This is a genomic window from Lysinibacillus sp. FW12 (genome assembly GCF_050817245.1).
GTDB classification, from domain to species: domain Bacteria; phylum Bacillota; class Bacilli; order Bacillales_A; family Planococcaceae; genus Lysinibacillus; species Lysinibacillus irui.
Map to the genome: position 1 here is coordinate 2,274,077 of NZ_CP139094.1, position 17,333 is coordinate 2,291,409.

General features: G+C 39.5%; 16 protein-coding genes and 2 riboswitches. Of the genes, 8 read left to right on the forward strand and 8 right to left on the reverse strand.

Going from position 1 to position 17,333, the window contains the following annotated elements:
- Positions 1 to 93 precede the first annotated feature (93 nt).
- Positions 94 to 203: riboswitch (SAM riboswitch) on the forward strand.
- A gap of 99 nt (positions 204 to 302) precedes the next feature.
- Complete coding sequence (gene metA, locus SJW71_RS11650) at positions 303 to 1,238, forward strand: homoserine O-acetyltransferase MetA (RefSeq protein ID WP_322610786.1); 936 nt, start codon at positions 303 to 305, stop codon at positions 1,236 to 1,238.
- 40 nt (positions 1,239 to 1,278) lie between these two features.
- Here the strand turns inward: metA and SJW71_RS11655 are convergent, their stop codons facing one another.
- From SJW71_RS11655 to plsY, 6 genes are all read right to left on the reverse strand, one after another.
- Positions 1,279 to 2,427 carry a GerAB/ArcD/ProY family transporter gene (locus SJW71_RS11655; RefSeq protein ID WP_274793200.1) on the reverse strand — a complete coding sequence of 383 codons (1,149 nt, stop codon included), beginning with the start codon at positions 2,425 to 2,427 and terminating at the stop codon, positions 1,279 to 1,281.
- A gap of 29 nt (positions 2,428 to 2,456) precedes the next feature.
- Positions 2,457 to 2,690, reverse strand: a complete 234-nt coding sequence (locus SJW71_RS11660) for a hypothetical protein (protein ID WP_274793199.1) — start codon at positions 2,688 to 2,690, stop codon at positions 2,457 to 2,459.
- A gap of 4 nt (positions 2,691 to 2,694) precedes the next feature.
- Positions 2,695 to 3,894, reverse strand: a complete 1,200-nt coding sequence (locus SJW71_RS11665; protein WP_431812182.1) for a Ger(x)C family spore germination protein — start codon at positions 3,892 to 3,894, stop codon at positions 2,695 to 2,697.
- A gap of 29 nt (positions 3,895 to 3,923) precedes the next feature.
- Positions 3,924 to 5,465: a spore germination protein gene (locus SJW71_RS11670; RefSeq protein ID WP_274793197.1), complete on the reverse strand. Its 1,542-nt coding sequence runs from the start codon at positions 5,463 to 5,465 to the stop codon at positions 3,924 to 3,926.
- 213 nt (positions 5,466 to 5,678) lie between these two features.
- Positions 5,679 to 5,969, reverse strand: coding sequence for a HesB/YadR/YfhF family protein (locus tag SJW71_RS11675; RefSeq protein ID WP_274793196.1), 291 nt, complete (start codon positions 5,967 to 5,969; stop codon positions 5,679 to 5,681).
- Positions 5,970 to 5,988: 19 nt separating this feature from the next.
- Positions 5,989 to 6,591: a glycerol-3-phosphate 1-O-acyltransferase PlsY gene (gene plsY / locus SJW71_RS11680; protein ID WP_274793195.1), complete on the reverse strand. Its 603-nt coding sequence runs from the start codon at positions 6,589 to 6,591 to the stop codon at positions 5,989 to 5,991.
- 548 nt (positions 6,592 to 7,139) lie between these two features.
- Between plsY and parE the strand changes: the two genes are divergently transcribed.
- The 7 genes from parE (at position 7,140) to SJW71_RS11715 (ending at position 15,461) form a co-directional block, all read left to right on the forward strand.
- Complete coding sequence (parE, locus tag SJW71_RS11685; RefSeq protein WP_274793194.1) at positions 7,140 to 9,116, forward strand: DNA topoisomerase IV subunit B; 1,977 nt, start codon at positions 7,140 to 7,142, stop codon at positions 9,114 to 9,116.
- Positions 9,113 to 11,542 (forward strand): DNA topoisomerase IV subunit A, encoded by a 2,430-nt coding sequence (parC, locus tag SJW71_RS11690; protein WP_322605173.1) that lies wholly within the window; start codon positions 9,113 to 9,115, stop codon positions 11,540 to 11,542. The genes parE and parC overlap by 4 nt, the downstream gene beginning before the upstream one ends.
- Before the next feature lie 128 nt (positions 11,543 to 11,670).
- A riboswitch (TPP riboswitch) is annotated at positions 11,671 to 11,781 on the forward strand.
- Between the two features lie 157 nt (positions 11,782 to 11,938).
- Positions 11,939 to 12,934 (forward strand): ABC transporter substrate-binding protein, encoded by a 996-nt coding sequence (locus SJW71_RS11695; protein ID WP_312506690.1) that lies wholly within the window; start codon positions 11,939 to 11,941, stop codon positions 12,932 to 12,934.
- A complete protein-coding gene (locus SJW71_RS11700; RefSeq protein WP_274793191.1) occupies positions 12,935 to 13,225 on the forward strand; it encodes a thiamine-binding protein in 291 nt (96 codons plus the stop codon).
- On the forward strand, positions 13,225 to 13,998 hold the full coding sequence (locus tag SJW71_RS11705) for an ABC transporter permease (RefSeq protein WP_274793190.1): 774 nt from the start codon (positions 13,225 to 13,227) through the stop codon (positions 13,996 to 13,998). Before SJW71_RS11700 ends, SJW71_RS11705 begins: the two co-directional genes overlap by 1 nt.
- Positions 13,973 to 14,722 (forward strand): ABC transporter ATP-binding protein, encoded by a 750-nt coding sequence (locus SJW71_RS11710; RefSeq protein ID WP_274793189.1) that lies wholly within the window; start codon positions 13,973 to 13,975, stop codon positions 14,720 to 14,722. The genes SJW71_RS11705 and SJW71_RS11710 overlap by 26 nt, the downstream gene beginning before the upstream one ends.
- Positions 14,712 to 15,461, forward strand: a complete 750-nt coding sequence (locus SJW71_RS11715; RefSeq protein ID WP_431812183.1) for a TatD family hydrolase — start codon at positions 14,712 to 14,714, stop codon at positions 15,459 to 15,461. The genes SJW71_RS11710 and SJW71_RS11715 overlap by 11 nt, the downstream gene beginning before the upstream one ends.
- A gap of 47 nt (positions 15,462 to 15,508) precedes the next feature.
- Here the strand turns inward: SJW71_RS11715 and SJW71_RS11720 are convergent, their stop codons facing one another.
- Complete coding sequence (locus SJW71_RS11720) at positions 15,509 to 15,685, reverse strand: hypothetical protein (RefSeq protein WP_274793187.1); 177 nt, start codon at positions 15,683 to 15,685, stop codon at positions 15,509 to 15,511.
- A gap of 95 nt (positions 15,686 to 15,780) precedes the next feature.
- On the reverse strand, positions 15,781 to 17,325 hold the full coding sequence (locus SJW71_RS11725; protein ID WP_274797330.1) for a solute symporter family protein: 1,545 nt from the start codon (positions 17,323 to 17,325) through the stop codon (positions 15,781 to 15,783).
- Positions 17,326 to 17,333 lie beyond the last annotated feature (8 nt).

Genomic DNA, 17,333 nt, shown 5'->3' on the forward strand with positions numbered 1-17,333 from the left:
AATGGACAAAGAACATGCATAGCGAATCACAAAATATTCTATGAATTATTGATATTCTAACTAGTTCATGTTACAATTCAAGGTAATTAAATAATCTTATCAAGAGAAGCTGAGGGATATGGCCCTATGACGCTTCAGCAACCTCTAACATGTGTTAGAAAGGTGCTAATTCCAACAAAGGATATTCCTTTGAGAGATAAGAGTGGACGTGAAAAAAATCCTTCTCATTCTATCTCGTATGGAATGAGGGGGATTTTTTAATTTTTAGAAAAAGAGAGCGAAAACAGAGAGGGGAACGCAAGATGCCAATTAATATTCCGAAAAATTTACCAGCTGGAGAACATTTACGTGAGGAAAAAATCTTCGTGATGGAAGAGGATCGTGCGAAAACACAGCAAATTCGTCCGTTAAATATATTAATTTTAAATTTAATGCCGGAAAAAGAAAAAACAGAACTCCAATTATTACGGTTATTAGGGAATACACCGTTACAGGTCAATATTACGTTTTTAAACACTGCCACACATGAATCAAAAAATGTTAGTAAATCTCATTTACAGCTATTTTATACGACATTCAACCAAATTCGTCATCGACGCTATGATGGCATGATTATTACAGGGGCGCCAGTAGAAAAATTGGCTTTTGAAGAGGTCAACTATTGGCAAGAAATTTCAGAAATTATGGATTGGTCCAAAGAGAATGTGACATCCGTATTACATATTTGTTGGGGAGCACAGGCTGCTTTGTATCACCACTATGGAATTGGAAAGATAGAGCTTTCAGCTAAATGTTCTGGTGTCTATTCCCATGTCATTACCGATTTAACGGTAGATTTAGTGCGGGGCTTTAGTGATTTATTTACCGCTCCTCATTCTCGTCATACTTCTGTGTCAATTGACGATGTACGCAATCATCCAGACTTACGCTTATTATCTTATTCGGAGGATGCAGGGGTATTTATCGTACAATCAAAAGATAATAAAAACATTATGATTACAGGTCACCTGGAATATGATGCAACAACACTAGCCGATGAATACAGTCGTGATGTGGCTAAGGGCCTTGATATCGCCGTTCCCGTAAACTACTTTCCAAACGATGATCCAACTAAAGAGCCTATTAATACATGGCGTGCCCACACCCATTTATTATTCTCGAACTGGTTGAACTACTATGTATACCAAGAAACACCATATGAATGGGATTTTGTTGACGAAATTGAGTATCATATTTAATTCAAATAAAAAGTCTAATTTCTTGCTAATTTAAAAGAAATTAGACTTTTTGATTGTCATTGCTTGTTTCTGCTTTGGGCATTTCGCTCGTTTCAGCTTTCGCTTTGCGATTGCGAATAATCGCCACAATCAGTAAAAGGATCGGTAATAGAATGGTGATGAAAAAAGAAAAGATTGGCCAAATTTCATTATTATATTTGTTCGAATGGACAATGTTTGGGTGAACTATTTGAGAAAGCCCAATAACAATTAGCCCCATCGGTATAATGAGAGGCCGATGATCCTTGATTTTTAAAATCTGGGCAAGGCCGACAACGGTCGTATAGAAATACATAAAAGTTCGAATATAAATGGATGAGATCCACATAAAGGCCATTATAATCTCAATCCGCTGCAAAAAATTCCCTATCGATATTCTTTGTGCTAAGGCATAGCTTGGAAAGGTTCTAGAAGCCGTATTTTCAGGACCTAGTACAAGAATTGATAGCACAATCAATGTCACTAAAACAAATCCACCTAAGATGGTCCCAATATAAAACCCTTTCTGCGCGGATTGCTGTACATTAACCGCAGCAGGGTAAAGCATTAATAACACAATTAATGGAAAGGAAAAAATACTCATAAAACGAATAATACTATAAAACATTGATGATTTTGTTGCCTCGAGTACAGGTTGAATATTTTCAAACGTAATCTGAGGGGTAATACAGACAACAAAAAAAATAAAAATAAAGACAAATAACGGAAAGAGGATTTCTGCAGACCGCGCAAAAGTTTCAATGCCTAAATAGGCAGCATACATAATGATAATAATAAACAGCAAGGCAATCGCCATGGTCGGTGTTTCCGGCATCACTTCTGTTTTCATGAATATCCCGATAAAATAGAGTAATTCACCAGCGGAAAGAAAGGTTAGAATCAGGAAACAAATGGCTGTGAATTTCCCCAAAAAGGGACCGAGTATTTTTTCGTTTGCCTCAATAAAATTAAGAGAAGGTGTTTGGTTGGCTAGCGTCATAAATAATTTAATAACCAGTAAACTGAGGATGACCCCAATGCTGGCAGCAATCCACGAATCTTGCTTAGCGGCACTTGTGATGCTAGCGGGAATTATTAAAATAGCTGTACCGATTGAATAAAGGAGGGTAATAATTGTAAACTGTCTTGAGCTAATGATTTCCTTTTCCATCGAATCCCTTCCTTTTTTAGTCATTCTCTCTATTTGCTTAATGACAAAATATAATCTCTAATCGGTGTAAATATAAATGTTATTAAATCTAATGGGCTCGGAATATGGATTTTAAGGGCAATTGCCATATTTAAAGCCGTACCAATAAGTAACAAAATGGAGAACACAACAATGCCCTTTGTATCCTGTTGTTTTTTTAGTTTTGGAATAAAAATAATGCCTACGATGACCGAGATGATCAAGATCGCAACGGCTAGAACCACTTCGTTACTCCTCCTTTGGTTTGTTTAGTAATGAGTTTTGCATTGTACCTAAACCTTGCGTTTTCACCTTCACATGAACATGAATCGGCAATTCTGGAAAGATAGTTGGCCAATCATTTTTGATTTTTTTCCACTGTTTTGCATCTGCCCGATGGAGTGTATCACCAAATCCTAGAACATCAACTTCATATTGTTGTTGTATTTTCTCTAATGCTTCTTCGATTCGCCCTTTGATACCTTGAGCTGTTTTTTGATTCACATAATCAATAGATTTAGGTTTTGAAAGGTCGATATCACATTCTACTTCTCCCACGTTCTGCTCCACTTCTATTTGAACATCGATTGCTGGCTCTCCATGTTGAAAGGAGCCTTTTACTTTTGTTTTGGAATGTGTGATTTCTGTAGATAAAGTACCTTTCTTCGGACAAGCGATGATTTCAATGGTACTTTTAATTTTGTCACTGAGAAAACTAACACTTTTACTTTCTTCCTCTGACAGTAATCCGATGAATTTATCCTTTTTAAAGACAGCTAGACCTGCGTATTGTAATAAAACGGGTGTTTTGACGCGCTGAACATTGGCTTGATCGACGCCTAATTTTTTATCGCCGTGAATTTCAATCGCAGAAATTAATGCTCCTTTATCCTTACTACTTAATGTGTTAACTAATTCATCTATATTAATAGCGATTGTGGAGCCCCAAGCCTTTTCAGAAACCTCAAGTGAATTTAACATTTTATTAGCAGGCACCTTTTCGATGGGTGTTAGTACATTTAACACATCCTTTGCTGCAGCCTCATAAGACATAATGACATCGAAATCTTTTCGAAATTCATGATCCCTCGAAATTAAATCAAGTGATTCACTGATTCCTTCTTTTGCGAGCTCTTCTCCTAAGACGACTACTTGCAGATGAGCAAAATAGGGTTTCCGTGCTGCAAGTGTTGTCATTTTGCGAATAGCCTCAAAGATAGTCTCACCCCTCGCATGATAGCTAATAACAGGGGAGCGTTGTGTGGAGGCTTGTTTCATCGACACTTCACTAGGATCGACAATCTGCACAGTGACCTCATATGCATCGTCTATTTTATCTATTCCAAGTGCAACGACAATGGCTAATTCATTTAATTCACGCTTACTCCAGCAACCACTTAATAATAAAGTGAGGATGCAAAGTAAGCCGATCACTTTTATTTTCGCCATATTTAATTTCCTCATTTATTCAGTAGTGATTACCTCTTTTTTACATCTTTATATTGATGGCCTCTGACAATGTTTTTCTGGTTAACTAAACGAGGTCGTGTTAGTAACTTTCTACGTGGGAATAATAGAAAGGCATCTTTTTGATCCTTCAGGACTAACGGTGCAAAAGGGCTTAAATAAGGTACACCAAATGATCGAATACTACATAAATGTAGAATAATCAACATAATGCCAAACATTACACCAAATAAACCAAACATCGCAGCACAAATCATTAATGGAAACCGTAGCACACGAATAGTATTCGATAGGCCATAAGCAGGGAAGAGGAAACTACAAATGGCTGTTAAGGCGACAATGATGACCATTACAGCAGAAACAATGCCTGCTTCAACCGCTGCTTGACCAATAACTAAGGTACCTACAATCGACACAGCAGGACCGATTGTTCTTGGCATACGAAGTCCAGCTTCCCTCAAAACCTCAAAGGCAATCTCCATTATGAGTGCCTCTACTACAGCTGGGAAGGGGACGCCCTCCCTTTGCGATGCAATACTGATTAACATTGGTGTTGGCAGCATTTCTTGGTGAAAGGTTGTAATGGCTACATACAGTGATGGTGCTACTAATGCTAGACTAATACCAAAAAAGCGCAATATGCGGATCAGGGAGCTTATCATCCAATGCTGATAATAATCTTCTGCTGACTGTAAAAAAGATGTAAATAACGCTGGCACCACTAAGACAAAGGGTGTTCCATCTACTAAAATCGCTACTTTCCCATCTAATAATTCACCAGCAATGACATCGGGACGTTCGGAGTTGTAGATAGTTGGAAACATGGTATTTTTAGAATCCTGAATGAAATCCTCAATATAACCACTTTCCAATATGCCATCAATATTGATGCGGTCTAAACGAGCTAATACCTCTGCGACAATTTTGTCGTTCGCGATGCCATTAATATACATGACTGCTACATCTGTTTGTGTGACATCACCGATAATACGTGATTTAATCCAGAGGTTTGGACTTTTTATTTTACGACGGATTAGGGCTGTATTGGTACGAAGTGTTTCCGTAAAGGATTCCCTAGGTCCTCGTATAACCGATTCCGTCGATGGTTCTGTTACTGCTCGATCTTTCGCACTTCTTGTGCTGGTCACTATCCCTTCAGCAAAGCCATCTAATAATATAACCGTTTCACCATTGAGAATAGCTTGGTAGAGCGTTTTAAAGTGCTCAATATTTTTTACATCACCAACTGTTAAATAGGAATTTCGGACATATTCATTAATGGTTGTAATTTCAATATCTTGTTCTTCCTCAATGTTAGCCATCAGTTTATCAATAACAGAATCGGAAATGGTTGTTTTATCTGATAAACCATCAATCGATATAATGGCTAGGTGATGAGGTTCAGTTTCACCAATAGTAATTTTTCGTATAATGATGTCATTGCTATGACCGAGTGAGTTCTGAATGATTTTTAAATTTTTAGCAAGGGACGTGTATAACAAATCGTTCATAGTATGGGATGGGGAGGTATCAATATTGTTAGACGTGGACATGTGTTTTCCTCCTCAAATGGACGTTCATTACCATTAGAGTGGACAAATTTTTTACCAGATAAACGAAGAAGGCATGAAAATCTGCCATGGATTTCTACTGGATGTCTTCTCAGCTTCGGGTACCGCTAAAGATTACTTCAACGTAACAACCTTGGACCATGAAGCGAAATAAAAAACAATGTTTCCTTTCATATGCTGAAAGGAAACACTGCTTTATGTACGATAATCATATTGTAATTCATCTTTACTTGCATCAACGTCAACATGTAGATTGTGATCGTTAAAGAACCAGAGGTCTTTCTCTTCAATGTAATAGGTTACACCATCAATTTCTGTTTGAACACCTATAGCGATCGGTTCTTCACGAGTCATGCCAAGTGAAAAGCCTTCGTGAAAAGGACTAGAACCACCATAGCGTGCATAAAAGCGAATGGTATCACCTGATTCTACTTCCATTTCCTGCTTGAACCATTGTAGGGCTTCATCTGTTAATGCAATGTTCATTTCGAATGCTCCTCTCTTCCTACAGCCATTTTACCTTTGGCTCGGTGCCGTTTTTAATCCGTGAAATATTGGCACGGTGACGATAAATAATAAAAGTGAATAAAAAGGCTACCAAAATGCCTAATGCAAAGTCACCTGTAACAAAATAATAAACGATTGCATAAATAAGTGCTACTAAAGCGGCTATCATAGATGTTAAACTAACGATTTTAGTAATTTTTAATGTCACAATAAAGGCAATAAATAATAGGACAAACAGTGGCCATGAATAGCCTAATAAAACACCCGCAGAGGTTGCCACTGCCTTCCCACCACGGAAGTTGGCGAAGATTGGAAACATATGGCCGATTACGGCAACTAGGCCGAGTAGTAACGGATGGAGCATACTGTCAGAGAAAATAGGAAGTGTCACGAGTAACACTGCGGCAGTTCCTTTTAAAACATCCATCACGGTCACCACGATACCCGCTTTTTTTCCTAACGTGCGGAAGGTATTGGTTGCACCTAGATTACCGCTCCCGTGTTCACGAATATCTGTGTTATAAAAAATTTTGCCTATCCATAATCCAGAAGGTATAGAGCCAATTAGATAAGCACATAAAATAATAAGTCCATTGATCATAGCTGGACTCCTTTCATTCATAGTCAATACTTGGTACTAATAGTTTGTAACAAGTATTTTACACTTTTTCTTGCTAATCTACAATGTTATGAAGGAGATTTCATTATGGGTCTTGAATTCAATTACCATAGGGTAGTCTTTTAGACATGAGAGGATCAGTTGTGGAAAAAAGCCTTTTTAAAAATATAGGCATAAAGGCAATTTTGTCAATCGTTCATTCCTTTGGTAGAATAGAAGTCTAACTTTATCCAGTTAATCGCGAGATACATCGTAGCACTTTCATCGCTCGTGATGAGAAGCCAAACAAATGGAAGTGAAACTAAATAGGCTACTATGCGTCAAACGATAATGGATAGTAGTAGCAGTCTGTCTTGCTTAAATTCCAAATTTAAGCAACTGTTGAAGATGTTTACTATAAAAAGAATCAAAACTGTGAGCAATTTTTAAAATTTTATTGGACCTGTCGCTAGCTATTGACAGGAAATGCTATTATTATTAGGATGAGAACATAAATAGAACATGTGTTTGTTTTTTGGAGGGGAATTTTTTTGACGAATAAACAGTCACCTAGCGTCTATAATGATGACGCTATACAAGTATTAGAAGGATTAGAAGCGGTACGCAAACGACCCGGCATGTATATCGGTTCGACGGATGGCCGTGGACTTCATCACCTTGTGTATGAAATCGTAGATAATGCGGTAGATGAAGCACTGGCTGGCTTTGGATCTCATATTATTGTCAAGATTCATCAGGATCAGAGTATCAGCGTGCGAGACTTTGGCCGTGGTATGCCAACAGGTATGCATAAAATGGGCAAACCAACCCCTGAAATTATTTTTACTGTGCTGCATGCAGGCGGTAAATTTGGACAAGGGGGCTATAAAACAAGTGGTGGCTTACATGGTGTAGGTTCTTCTGTAGTCAATGCACTCTCAACGTTTTTAGAGGTTACCATTCATCGTGACGGTAAAAAATATCGTCAGCGTTTTGAGAACGGTGGACATCCTGTTACAACGCTAGAAGAAATAGGACAAACAAAGCAAACAGGTACTCTTGTTCATTTCCTACCGGATGACAGTATTTTCTCTGTCACAAAATTCAATTATGATACGTTAGCAGAGCGTTTACGTGAGTCAGCCTTTTTACTAAAAGGGTTAAAAATTGAATTAATTGATGAGCGCGAGGAAGGCAAAAGTGATGTGTTCTTTTATGAGAATGGCATTGAAGCTTTCGTTGCGTATTTGAATGAGGAAAAAGACGTCCTTCATCCGGTGAAGTATGTAGAAGGTATCCAGGATGAAATCGAGGTAGAGTTCGCCTTCCAATATAATGATGGTTATTCGGAAACGATTTTATCCTTTGTTAATAATGTTCGTACACGTGACGGTGGAACACATGAAACAGGTGCGAAAGCAGCATTAACGCGTGTATTTAATGAATATGCACGAAAAATTGGCTTGTTAAAGGATAAGGATAAAAACCTTGAGGGGACTGATATTCGTGAAGGCTTAGCGGCCATCGTCTCTGTTCGTATTCCAGAGCATTTATTGCAATTTGAAGGACAAACAAAGGGCAAGCTTGGGACAAGTGAGGCTCGTTCTGCAGTAGATAGTGTAGTGTCTGAGCAAATTTTGTATGTACTAGAGGAAAATGCGGAGTTATCAGCTTCTCTTGTGCGTAAAGCCATTCGTGCGCAGCAAGTACGTGAAGCTGCTCGTAAAGCGCGTGAAGATGCACGAAACGGCAAGAAAAACAAAAAAGGTAGTACCATTCTGTCTGGTAAACTAACGCCTGCACAGTCTCGGAATGCCGCAAAAAATGAATTATACTTAGTCGAAGGTGATTCTGCTGGGGGCTCTGCGAAACAAGGGCGCGACCGTACATTCCAAGCGATTCTGCCACTGCGCGGGAAAGTCATTAACACGGAAAAAGCCAAGCTACAGGATATTATGAAAAATGAAGAAATCTCAACGATTATCCATGCGATTGGCGCAGGTGTTGGTACAGACTTTGCTGTAGAAGATTCCGCTTATAATAAAGTAGTAATCATGACCGATGCTGATACGGACGGAGCTCATATTCAAGTATTGCTATTAACGTTCTTCTATCGATATATGCGCCCACTTATTGAAGCAGGAAAAGTCTATATCGCGCTACCACCACTTTATAAAGTTTCTAAGGGTACTGGAAAAAAAGAAGTCATTGAATATGCTTGGACAGAAAGCGATCTACAAAAGGCCATCAAAAAAGTTGGAAAGGGTTACATATTACAGCGTTATAAAGGTCTTGGAGAGATGAATGCAGACCAGCTTTGGGATACAACGATGAACCCTGAGACACGGACATTAATTCGTGTCACAATCGAGGATGGTGCACGTGCAGAGAGACGTGTCACGACGTTAATGGGTGATAAGGTAGAACCCCGTCGTAAATGGATCGAAGCCAATGTAGACTTCGGTATGGAGGATGATGCCAATATTTTAGAGAATGAATTCATCCAACAAGAGGAGGACCAAGCATGAGTAGTACGGAAAAGTTTCAAGATTTACCTTTAGAAGAAGTAATGGGTGACCGCTTTGGTCGCTATAGTAAATATATTATTCAAGACCGCGCGTTGCCTGATGCACGTGACGGTCTTAAACCAGTACAGCGCCGTATTTTATATGCGATGTTTACAGAAGGAAATACCCATGATAAGCCGTTCCGAAAATCTGCGAAAACAGTCGGTAATGTAATCGGTAATTACCATCCACACGGAGATAGCTCTGTCTATGAAGCGATGGTGCGTATGAGTCAGGACTGGAAAGCACGTCATATGCTTATTGAGATGCATGGGAACAATGGTTCGGTCGATGGAGATCCACCAGCTGCCATGCGTTATACGGAGGCACGATTATCTGCGATTGCTGGTGAAATGCTACGAGATATCGGCAAGAAAACAGTTGAGTTTGTACCGAACTTTGATGACCAGGATATGGAGCCAACTGTTTTACCAGCACGTTTCCCTAACTTACTAGTGAATGGGTCTACAGGGATTTCGGCGGGGTATGCGACAGATATTCCGCCACATGCTTTAGATGAAGTGCTAGATGCTGTATTAATGCGCTTAGATAAGCCTACTGCGACAGTGGATGAATTAATGACGGTCATTAAAGGGCCAGATTTCCCAACAGGTGGTATTATCCAAGGCGTTGACGGCATTAAAAAAGCATATGAAACGGGTCGCGGTAAAATTATTGTCCGTGCACAAGCGGTTGTGGAGCCTATTAAGGGTGGTAAAGAGCAAATTGTTATCACAGAATTACCATACGATGTCAATAAGGCGAATCTTGTGAAAAAAATTGATGAGCAACGCGTAGATAAACGTCTTGAGGGGATTGCGGAAATTCGTGATGAATCTGATAGAACTGGCTTACGTGTTGTCATTGAACTGAAAAAGGATGTACCAGGACAAGGAATTCTCCAATACTTATTTAAAACAACGGATTTACAGGTAGCTTATAATTTTAATATGATTGCCATTCATAATCGTCGTCCAACAATGATGACCTTACCATTATTATTGGATGCCTATATTGCCCATCAAAAAGAAGTAGTCACGAACCGTTCCATTTACGATTTACAAAAGGCGAAGGATCGTTCCCATATCGTGGATGGGTTAATTAAAGCCCTTTCCATTTTAGATGAAGTGATTGCAACAATCCGTTCTTCTAATGATAAAAAGGATGCCAAGCTTAATTTACAGGCGAAGTTTGATTTTACAGAGGTACAGGCAGAGGCGATTGTCAGCTTGCAATTATACCGTTTAACCAATACAGACATTACAGAGCTTCGACAAGAACAGGACGAGCTAAATAGGTTGATTGCTAAGCTAGAGGGGATTTTACAAAGTGAGGCAAAGCTTGTACGTGTCATTAAACAAGAATTGCTTGATATTAAGAAACGCTTTACAGAGCCTCGTCGCTCAAGAATTGAGCAAGAAATTGAAGAGATTAAAATTACCTTAGATGTTCTTGTACCAAGTGAAGAGGTTGTCGTAACCGTAACGAAGGATGGCTATATTAAACGTACTTCGACACGTTCACATGCCGCCTCGAATGGTCAGGATTTTGCGATGAAGGATTCGGATTACTTATTGTATGAAGCAACCTTAAATACACAGCACCATTTACTCCTATTTACAAATCGAGGCAATTATATTTATCAGCCTGTTCATGAGCTGCCAGATATTCGCTGGAAGGATCTTGGTCAGCATATTTCAAGTATCGTGCCAACGGGTGAAGATGAGTCAATTATCGCTGTATATGGCTTTGAAACATTTGATCAACCAAATACGTACATCTTCACTGCGACAAAGGATGGTCAAATTAAACGCTCTCCACTTGCCGATTACGCGGTGACACGTTATTCAAAACCAATTAAAACGATGAATGTGAAGGCTGGCGATGCCATGATCTATGCAGCGTTTGTGACGGATGACGTGGAATTGATGTTAACAACAGATACGGCTTATTCAATTCGTTTCCCAATGGAGGAATTACCAGTAACAGGTGTAAAAACAGGCGGAGTAAAGGGCATTACGCTAAAAGATGGGGAAGCCTTAGTCGGTGTGAATGTGCTACAACCTGATCAAACGCAATATGTTGTCATTGTGACACAGCGTGGGGCTGTTAAGAAAATGAATGTCGCAGAGGTTGAAGTAGCCAGTCGTGCAAAACGTGGTCTAAAAGTATTAACAGAATTAAAAGCAAATCCGCACCGCATTGTGGCCGTTATTCAAGCAACAGATGAGGAGCAGATTGTTATTGAAACAGAAAAAGGCGTGCAAGAGGTGTTAGATGTCCAAGCATTGACTCGTGCTGATCGCCATTCCAATGGATCGTTTAAAGTGGATATCGCAACAGATGGGGCTATTTCCCATGTTCTAACGACCAAAAAGGAACAATAACCAAGCTTTTTTAACGCCCAGTCTCTTTTGTGAGCTGGGCTTTTTTTGGTGTAAAACGGTTAAACCAAATTAGTACCTTGTCTTTTAAGAGTAACTATGGGTATAATAATCAACGAAAAGTTCATAGCGAAAGAATGTAGGGGGGCTAGTAGTTGCTAGCTGAGATTGTGTCCGATAGACGCTGACCCTTTGAACCTGATTTGGCTCGTACCAGCGTAGGGAACATCTATTCAAAAAAGCAAAGTTTTGAAGATTGATTGCAATTTACGTCTGGGAGGAATCCTAGGCGTTTTTTTATATTTTCAAACACCTCTTGCCCATCGTATTTACGCTTTCTTTCTGGTGACACGCATTCCTTTATGAACACTTTCATATTACAAACTGGGAGGACCTAGCATGAAAAAATGGTTATTTATTCTATTGGCTGCACTTGTAACATTAGTGGGCTGTAGTGACAAGGAGGACAAGCAGGCAACTGATAAGCTAAAAAAGGTGTCAGTAGTACTGGATTGGACTCCGAATACAAATCATACAGGGCTGTATGTCGCGAAAAAGCTTGGTTATTTTGAGGAACAAGGCTTAGATGTTGATATTATGATGCCAGGGGAAGCGGGAGCAGATCAGCTTGTAGCTTCTGGTAAGGCAGAATTTGGGGTAAGCTATCAGGAAGGCATCACACAGGCACGTGTCCAGGATGTACCACTTGTTTCGATTGCCGCCATCATTCAGCATAATACATCGGGCTTTGCTTCGATTGCTTCTAAAGGGATTACCTCACCAAAGGATTTCGAAGGTAAAACTTATGGCGGTTGGGGAGCCCCACTAGAGCAAGCGGTACTCCAATCGTTAATGCAAACAGAAAATGCCGATATTAATCAATTAGATATTGTCAATGCAGGTGATTTAGATTTCTTCACGATGATGGAAAAAGATATTGATTTTGCGTGGATTTATTATGCATGGACAGGTATTGAGGCAGAGCTTCGTGGGGAAAAGATTAATATGTTGTATTTAACGGATTATAGTGATCAGTTGGATTATTATACGCCTGTATTGGCTACTAATGAAAAAATGATAAAGGACAATCCTGATGTTGTAAAAGCCTTTGTTGCAGCTGCTTCTAAAGGTTATGAATACGCAATCGAGCATCCGAGTGAGGCTGCAGATATTTTACTAGAAGCGGCACCTGACTTAGATAAAGATTTAGTGCATAAAAGTCAAGAATGGTTAGCTGATAAATATCAGGACGATGCGAAGCAATGGGGAGAGCAAAAGCTTTCTGTATGGGAAAACTATGCTAATTGGATGTCTAGCAACAAGGTATTAGAGGGCGAGTTTGATGCAAAGCAAGCCTTTACGAATGATTTCTTACCTAAAAAGGAGGCCAAATAAATGGCAAATTCATTAATCAGTGTCCAAATTATCCCGAAAACAGAGAAATATGAGGATGTCATTCCTTATGTGGATGCAGCCATTGCTGTGATTGATGCATCTGGTGTGAAATATGAAGTACATCCGCTAGAAACGACGATGGAAGGTGAGCTGTCAACATTGCTTCAACTTATTGAGAAAATGAATGACAAGATGATAGAGCTTGGTGCTATTAATGTGATTACACAAGTGAAAATACTCTATCAGCCAACTGGTATTACCATGGATACATTAACGGAGAAATATCAGTAATGAAACAAGCGTTTCAAAAGGGAAGGACGATCATCTTTATCGCCTTCCTCTTATTCATCTGGGAACTAGTCGTGCATGTGGCTGAAGTTCCCCATTGGCTTCTACCTGCACCAAGTCGTATTCTGATGGAAGGCTTTCAGTCGTATCCAACCTTTTTACCACATGCTTTGGCTACGGTGCAATTGGCCATATTAGGTCTTGCTATTGGTATTGGTTGTGGATTAACGGTAGCTATTGTGTTGCATCGATTTTTGTTTATTCGGGAGTTGTTTTATCCGATTTTGATCATGTCGCAAAATATCCCAATACTTGTCTTAGCACCGCTCCTCATAATATGGTTTGGCTTTGGCTTATTACCAAAGCTCATTATTATTTGCCTTGTGTGCTTTTTCCCGATAGTCATTGCGGCCATGGACGGATTTCGTCAAACTTCACCTGAATTAAAGCACTATTTTGCGATGATTGGTGCGACAACTTCGCAAACTTTTTGGAAATTGGAATGGCCGCATGCATATCCTGCTATATTTTCAGGCGTTAAAATCGCTGCTACATACAGTGTCATGGGTGCTGTCATTGCAGAGTGGCTTGGTGCGAAAAAGGGTATTGGCGTATATATGACCTTAGCTCAATCCTCCTTTCGCACGGATCGTGTATTTGTCGCGATTTTTGCCATTGTTTTGTTAAGCTTACTGTTGTTTAGCAGTATACGATTTATAGAAAAAATCATGGTGAAGGGGAGAGGCAACCATGCTCAGCATTCAAAACATCAGTAAATCCTTTGATGCCCTGCAAGTCCTTGAAGATCTGTCCTTTGAGGTTAAGGATGGCGAGTTTGTAGCTATTGTGGGTCCTTCAGGAAGTGGTAAAAGTACGTTGTTTCAATTAATAGGTGGTGTCTCTTCAATCGATCATGGGGCCATTTTATTAAATGGAGAGGATTTACAGCAAAAGAGAGGGACGATTGGCTATATGCCCCAGCAGCCTTGTCTATTGCCTTGGCGTACCATCTTAGAGAACGTTACCATCGTGGAGGAATTACAGCGTAAACCAAACGTCGAACGTGCCAAGGAATGGCTAGAAAAGGTTGGTCTTGGGTCCTTTATCGATGCCTATCCAAATGAACTGTCAGGCGGCATGCAGCAGCGAGTCTCCTTCATACGTGCCTTAGTCAGTGATAAGCCCATTTTATGCTTAGATGAACCCTTTTCGGCGCTAGACGAATTTACGAGATTGGAAATGCAGGCATGGCTTTTATCTATCTGGGAAGAGTACCGGAAATCTATTCTATTTGTTACGCATAGTATAGAAGAGGCTCTCTTTTTGGCAGATCGAATATTAGTCTTAACGAAAAGGCCTGCAACGGTTAAAAAGGAAATGATCGTACCGTTTGCTAGACCTCGCCGAGAGGAAATTCGTCATTCTGCTGCATTTACAGCCTTAAAGCAACAATTATTTATGTATTTACAAGAAGAAAAGGGTGATATGCATGCTGATTGATGCTCATATTCATTTAGATCAGTATAAAGATGAGGAGATTCCAACTTTGCTAGAAGATGCCGATTTTGTCATTGCGATTAGCATGCATTTGACATCATGCCAAAGGACGTTGCATTTATCAAACAGCTATCCTCAAGTTAAGGTAGCTTTTGGCTTTCATCCTGAACAGTCTTTACCAAGTCAATGTGAAGAGGATGCACTATTTGATTGGATTCGTTGTCATGCAGATGAAATGGTCGCTGTTGGAGAGGTTGGCCTTCCTTATTATTTAAGGCAAGAACATGCTATTGATGACCGTCCTTACGTGGTGCTATTAGAGCGTTTTATTGTTTTGGCAAAGGAACTTAACAAGCCGATTATCTTACATGCTGTCTATGAGGACGCTGCCATCGTATGTGATTTGCTTGAAAAGCATCAGTTTCATCAAGCTCATTTTCATTGGTTTAATGGGGATGAAACTGTAGTGAAACGCATGATTCAGCATGGTTATTTTATTTCCATCACCCCTGATTGTTTGTATGAAAAAGAAATTCAACAGTTGATTGAAACGTACCCTATTGAACTCATGATGGTAGAAACAGACGGTCCTTGGCCGTTTGAAGGTCCATTTACGAATAAGCGAACATCTCCGTGGATGATGCATTCGACGATTGAGGTGATCGCGCATATTAAGGGGCTGTCAACACAGGAAGCGGCTAAAATCATTAGTGAAAATACTAAGAACTTCTATCAGCTTTAATAGTTCTTCTGCATTAAAGTTAAGAAAAAAGCAGTATAGGGTACGAATTAGTCGTCCTTATACTGCTTTTTATGTTTTGAGTAATCATGCTCTAATTTTTCATTCTTTGTTTTTGTTACACGTTCATGTGTACTAAAGGAGATCGATTGTCGATTTTTTTCAACATCCTTGCCTACTGTCCGTTTAACATGCATTCGTTGCTTTTTAGCTTTAGATTGTGACATACATTTACCCTCCAATCCTTTCTAACATTATAGTAGCGAATAGGGGAGAAAAAGTAAAACCTCGTAAGCAAGATACTTACGAGGTTCTCATGGTATTAGTGAGATACGTCCTGTACAGAAATACCTGTGTTAGCTTTCACGTCTACTTCACGATATTTCGACTCATCACTTTCTTTAGATAGTAATGTGCCAATAAAGCCACCAAGGAAACCAAGTGGTACAGAAATTAAAGCAGGATTCGTTAACATGATTAATGGTTCACCAACGAAAATTGCCTTACCTTCAACTGGATTCCACACGTTTGGTGAAATAGCTACTAATACTAATGCTGAAATTAAACCTGTTAACATCGCTGTTACAGCACCAGCTGTATTAAAGCGTTTCCAATAAATTGTGTAAATGATAACTGGAAGGTTAGCAGATCCTGCAATACAGAATGCTAGAGATACTAAGAATGCAACGTTTAATGTTTGTGCACCAAGCGCTAATAGGATAGAAATAACAGCAATTGTAATCGAACCAATACGAGCTGCAAGAACTTGCTCTTTTTCTGTAATTTTACCCTTTTTAATAATTTGTCCATAAATATCATGTGATAGGGCAGATGCACCTGACAGTACAAGACCTGCTACTACTGCAAGAATTGTTGCGAATGCTACCGCACAAACAAATGAGAATAGAATATCGCCACCAAGTGCTTCTGCAAGAAGTGGGGCAGCCATGTTACCAGCAGCGTTTGCCGCGATAATGTCTTCTTTCCCAACGAATGCTGCTGCACCGAAACCTAAGAAAATAGTTAGAACATAGAAGATACCTACAATCCAAGTTGCCCAAATAACCGAAGAACGAGCTGTTTGTGCGTCTTTTACTGTGAAGAAACGCATTAAGATATGTGGTAGCCCCGCAGTCCCTAATACTAACGCAATAAGCATTGAGATAGTATCAAGTCCATCCGTATATTTTAGACCTGGGTTTAAATAAGCAGCACCACTATCAGTAGCTGTTGTCATTTCTTTGAACATTGTAGATATACTGAAGCCGAACTCTTTTAATACTAAGAACGAGATAATTACTGTACCTAACATTAAAAGACAAGCTTTAATGATTTGTACCCAAGATGTTGCAGTCATACCACCGAATAGTACGTAAGTTGTCATCATGAAACCAACGATTAATACGGCGATCCAATAGTCGATTCCTAAAAGTAATTGAATAAGTGCTCCTGCACCAACTAGTTGTGCAATCATGTAGAATAAAACAATTGTAATAGTGCTTAAAGCAGCTGTTCCACGTACTTTTGCGTTATTGAAACGCGCTGTAATCATGTCAGCTAATGTAAATTTCCCTAAGTTACGTAATGGCTCAGCTACGATGTATAACACCACTAAGTAAGCTACTAAATAACCAATAGAGAAGAAGAATCCGTCAAATCCAAATAATGCTACTGCACCAGCGATACCTAGGAAAGAGGCTGCTGATAGATAGTCACCAGCGATAGCTAGTCCATTTTGCCAGCCTGTTAAGCCACCACCAGCAGTGTAGAAATCACTTGCTGAAGATGTACGTTTAGAAGCCCACCATGTAATAACTAAAGTTAAACCAACAATGGCTACGAAGAAGAATATGGCTGTAAAGCTCATTCCATTAC

What these genes read in the sequence shown, in the direction of transcription:
- metA (WP_322610786.1), top strand. Translation starts at nt 303, where the DNA reads ATGCCAATTAATATTCCGAAAAATTTACCAGCTGGAGAACATTTACGT.
- SJW71_RS11655 (WP_274793200.1), bottom strand. Translation starts at nt 2,427, where the DNA reads ATGGAAAAGGAAATCATTAGCTCAAGACAGTTTACAATTATTACCCTC.
- SJW71_RS11665 (WP_431812182.1), bottom strand. Translation starts at nt 3,894, where the DNA reads ATGGCGAAAATAAAAGTGATCGGCTTACTTTGCATCCTCACTTTATTA.
- SJW71_RS11670 (WP_274793197.1), bottom strand. Translation starts at nt 5,465, where the DNA reads ATGTCCACGTCTAACAATATTGATACCTCCCCATCCCATACTATGAAC.
- SJW71_RS11675 (WP_274793196.1), bottom strand. Translation starts at nt 5,969, where the DNA reads ATGAACATTGCATTAACAGATGAAGCCCTACAATGGTTCAAGCAGGAA.
- plsY (WP_274793195.1), bottom strand. Translation starts at nt 6,591, where the DNA reads ATGATCAATGGACTTATTATTTTATGTGCTTATCTAATTGGCTCTATA.
- parC (WP_322605173.1), top strand. Translation starts at nt 9,113, where the DNA reads ATGAGTAGTACGGAAAAGTTTCAAGATTTACCTTTAGAAGAAGTAATG.
- SJW71_RS11695 (WP_312506690.1), top strand. Translation starts at nt 11,939, where the DNA reads ATGAAAAAATGGTTATTTATTCTATTGGCTGCACTTGTAACATTAGTG.
- SJW71_RS11700 (WP_274793191.1), top strand. Translation starts at nt 12,935, where the DNA reads ATGGCAAATTCATTAATCAGTGTCCAAATTATCCCGAAAACAGAGAAA.
- SJW71_RS11705 (WP_274793190.1), top strand. Translation starts at nt 13,225, where the DNA reads ATGAAACAAGCGTTTCAAAAGGGAAGGACGATCATCTTTATCGCCTTC.
- SJW71_RS11710 (WP_274793189.1), top strand. Translation starts at nt 13,973, where the DNA reads ATGCTCAGCATTCAAAACATCAGTAAATCCTTTGATGCCCTGCAAGTC.
- SJW71_RS11715 (WP_431812183.1), top strand. Translation starts at nt 14,712, where the DNA reads ATGCTGATTGATGCTCATATTCATTTAGATCAGTATAAAGATGAGGAG.
- SJW71_RS11720 (WP_274793187.1), bottom strand. Translation starts at nt 15,685, where the DNA reads ATGTCACAATCTAAAGCTAAAAAGCAACGAATGCATGTTAAACGGACA.
- SJW71_RS11725 (WP_274797330.1), bottom strand. Translation starts at nt 17,325, where the DNA reads ATGAGCTTTACAGCCATATTCTTCTTCGTAGCCATTGTTGGTTTAACT.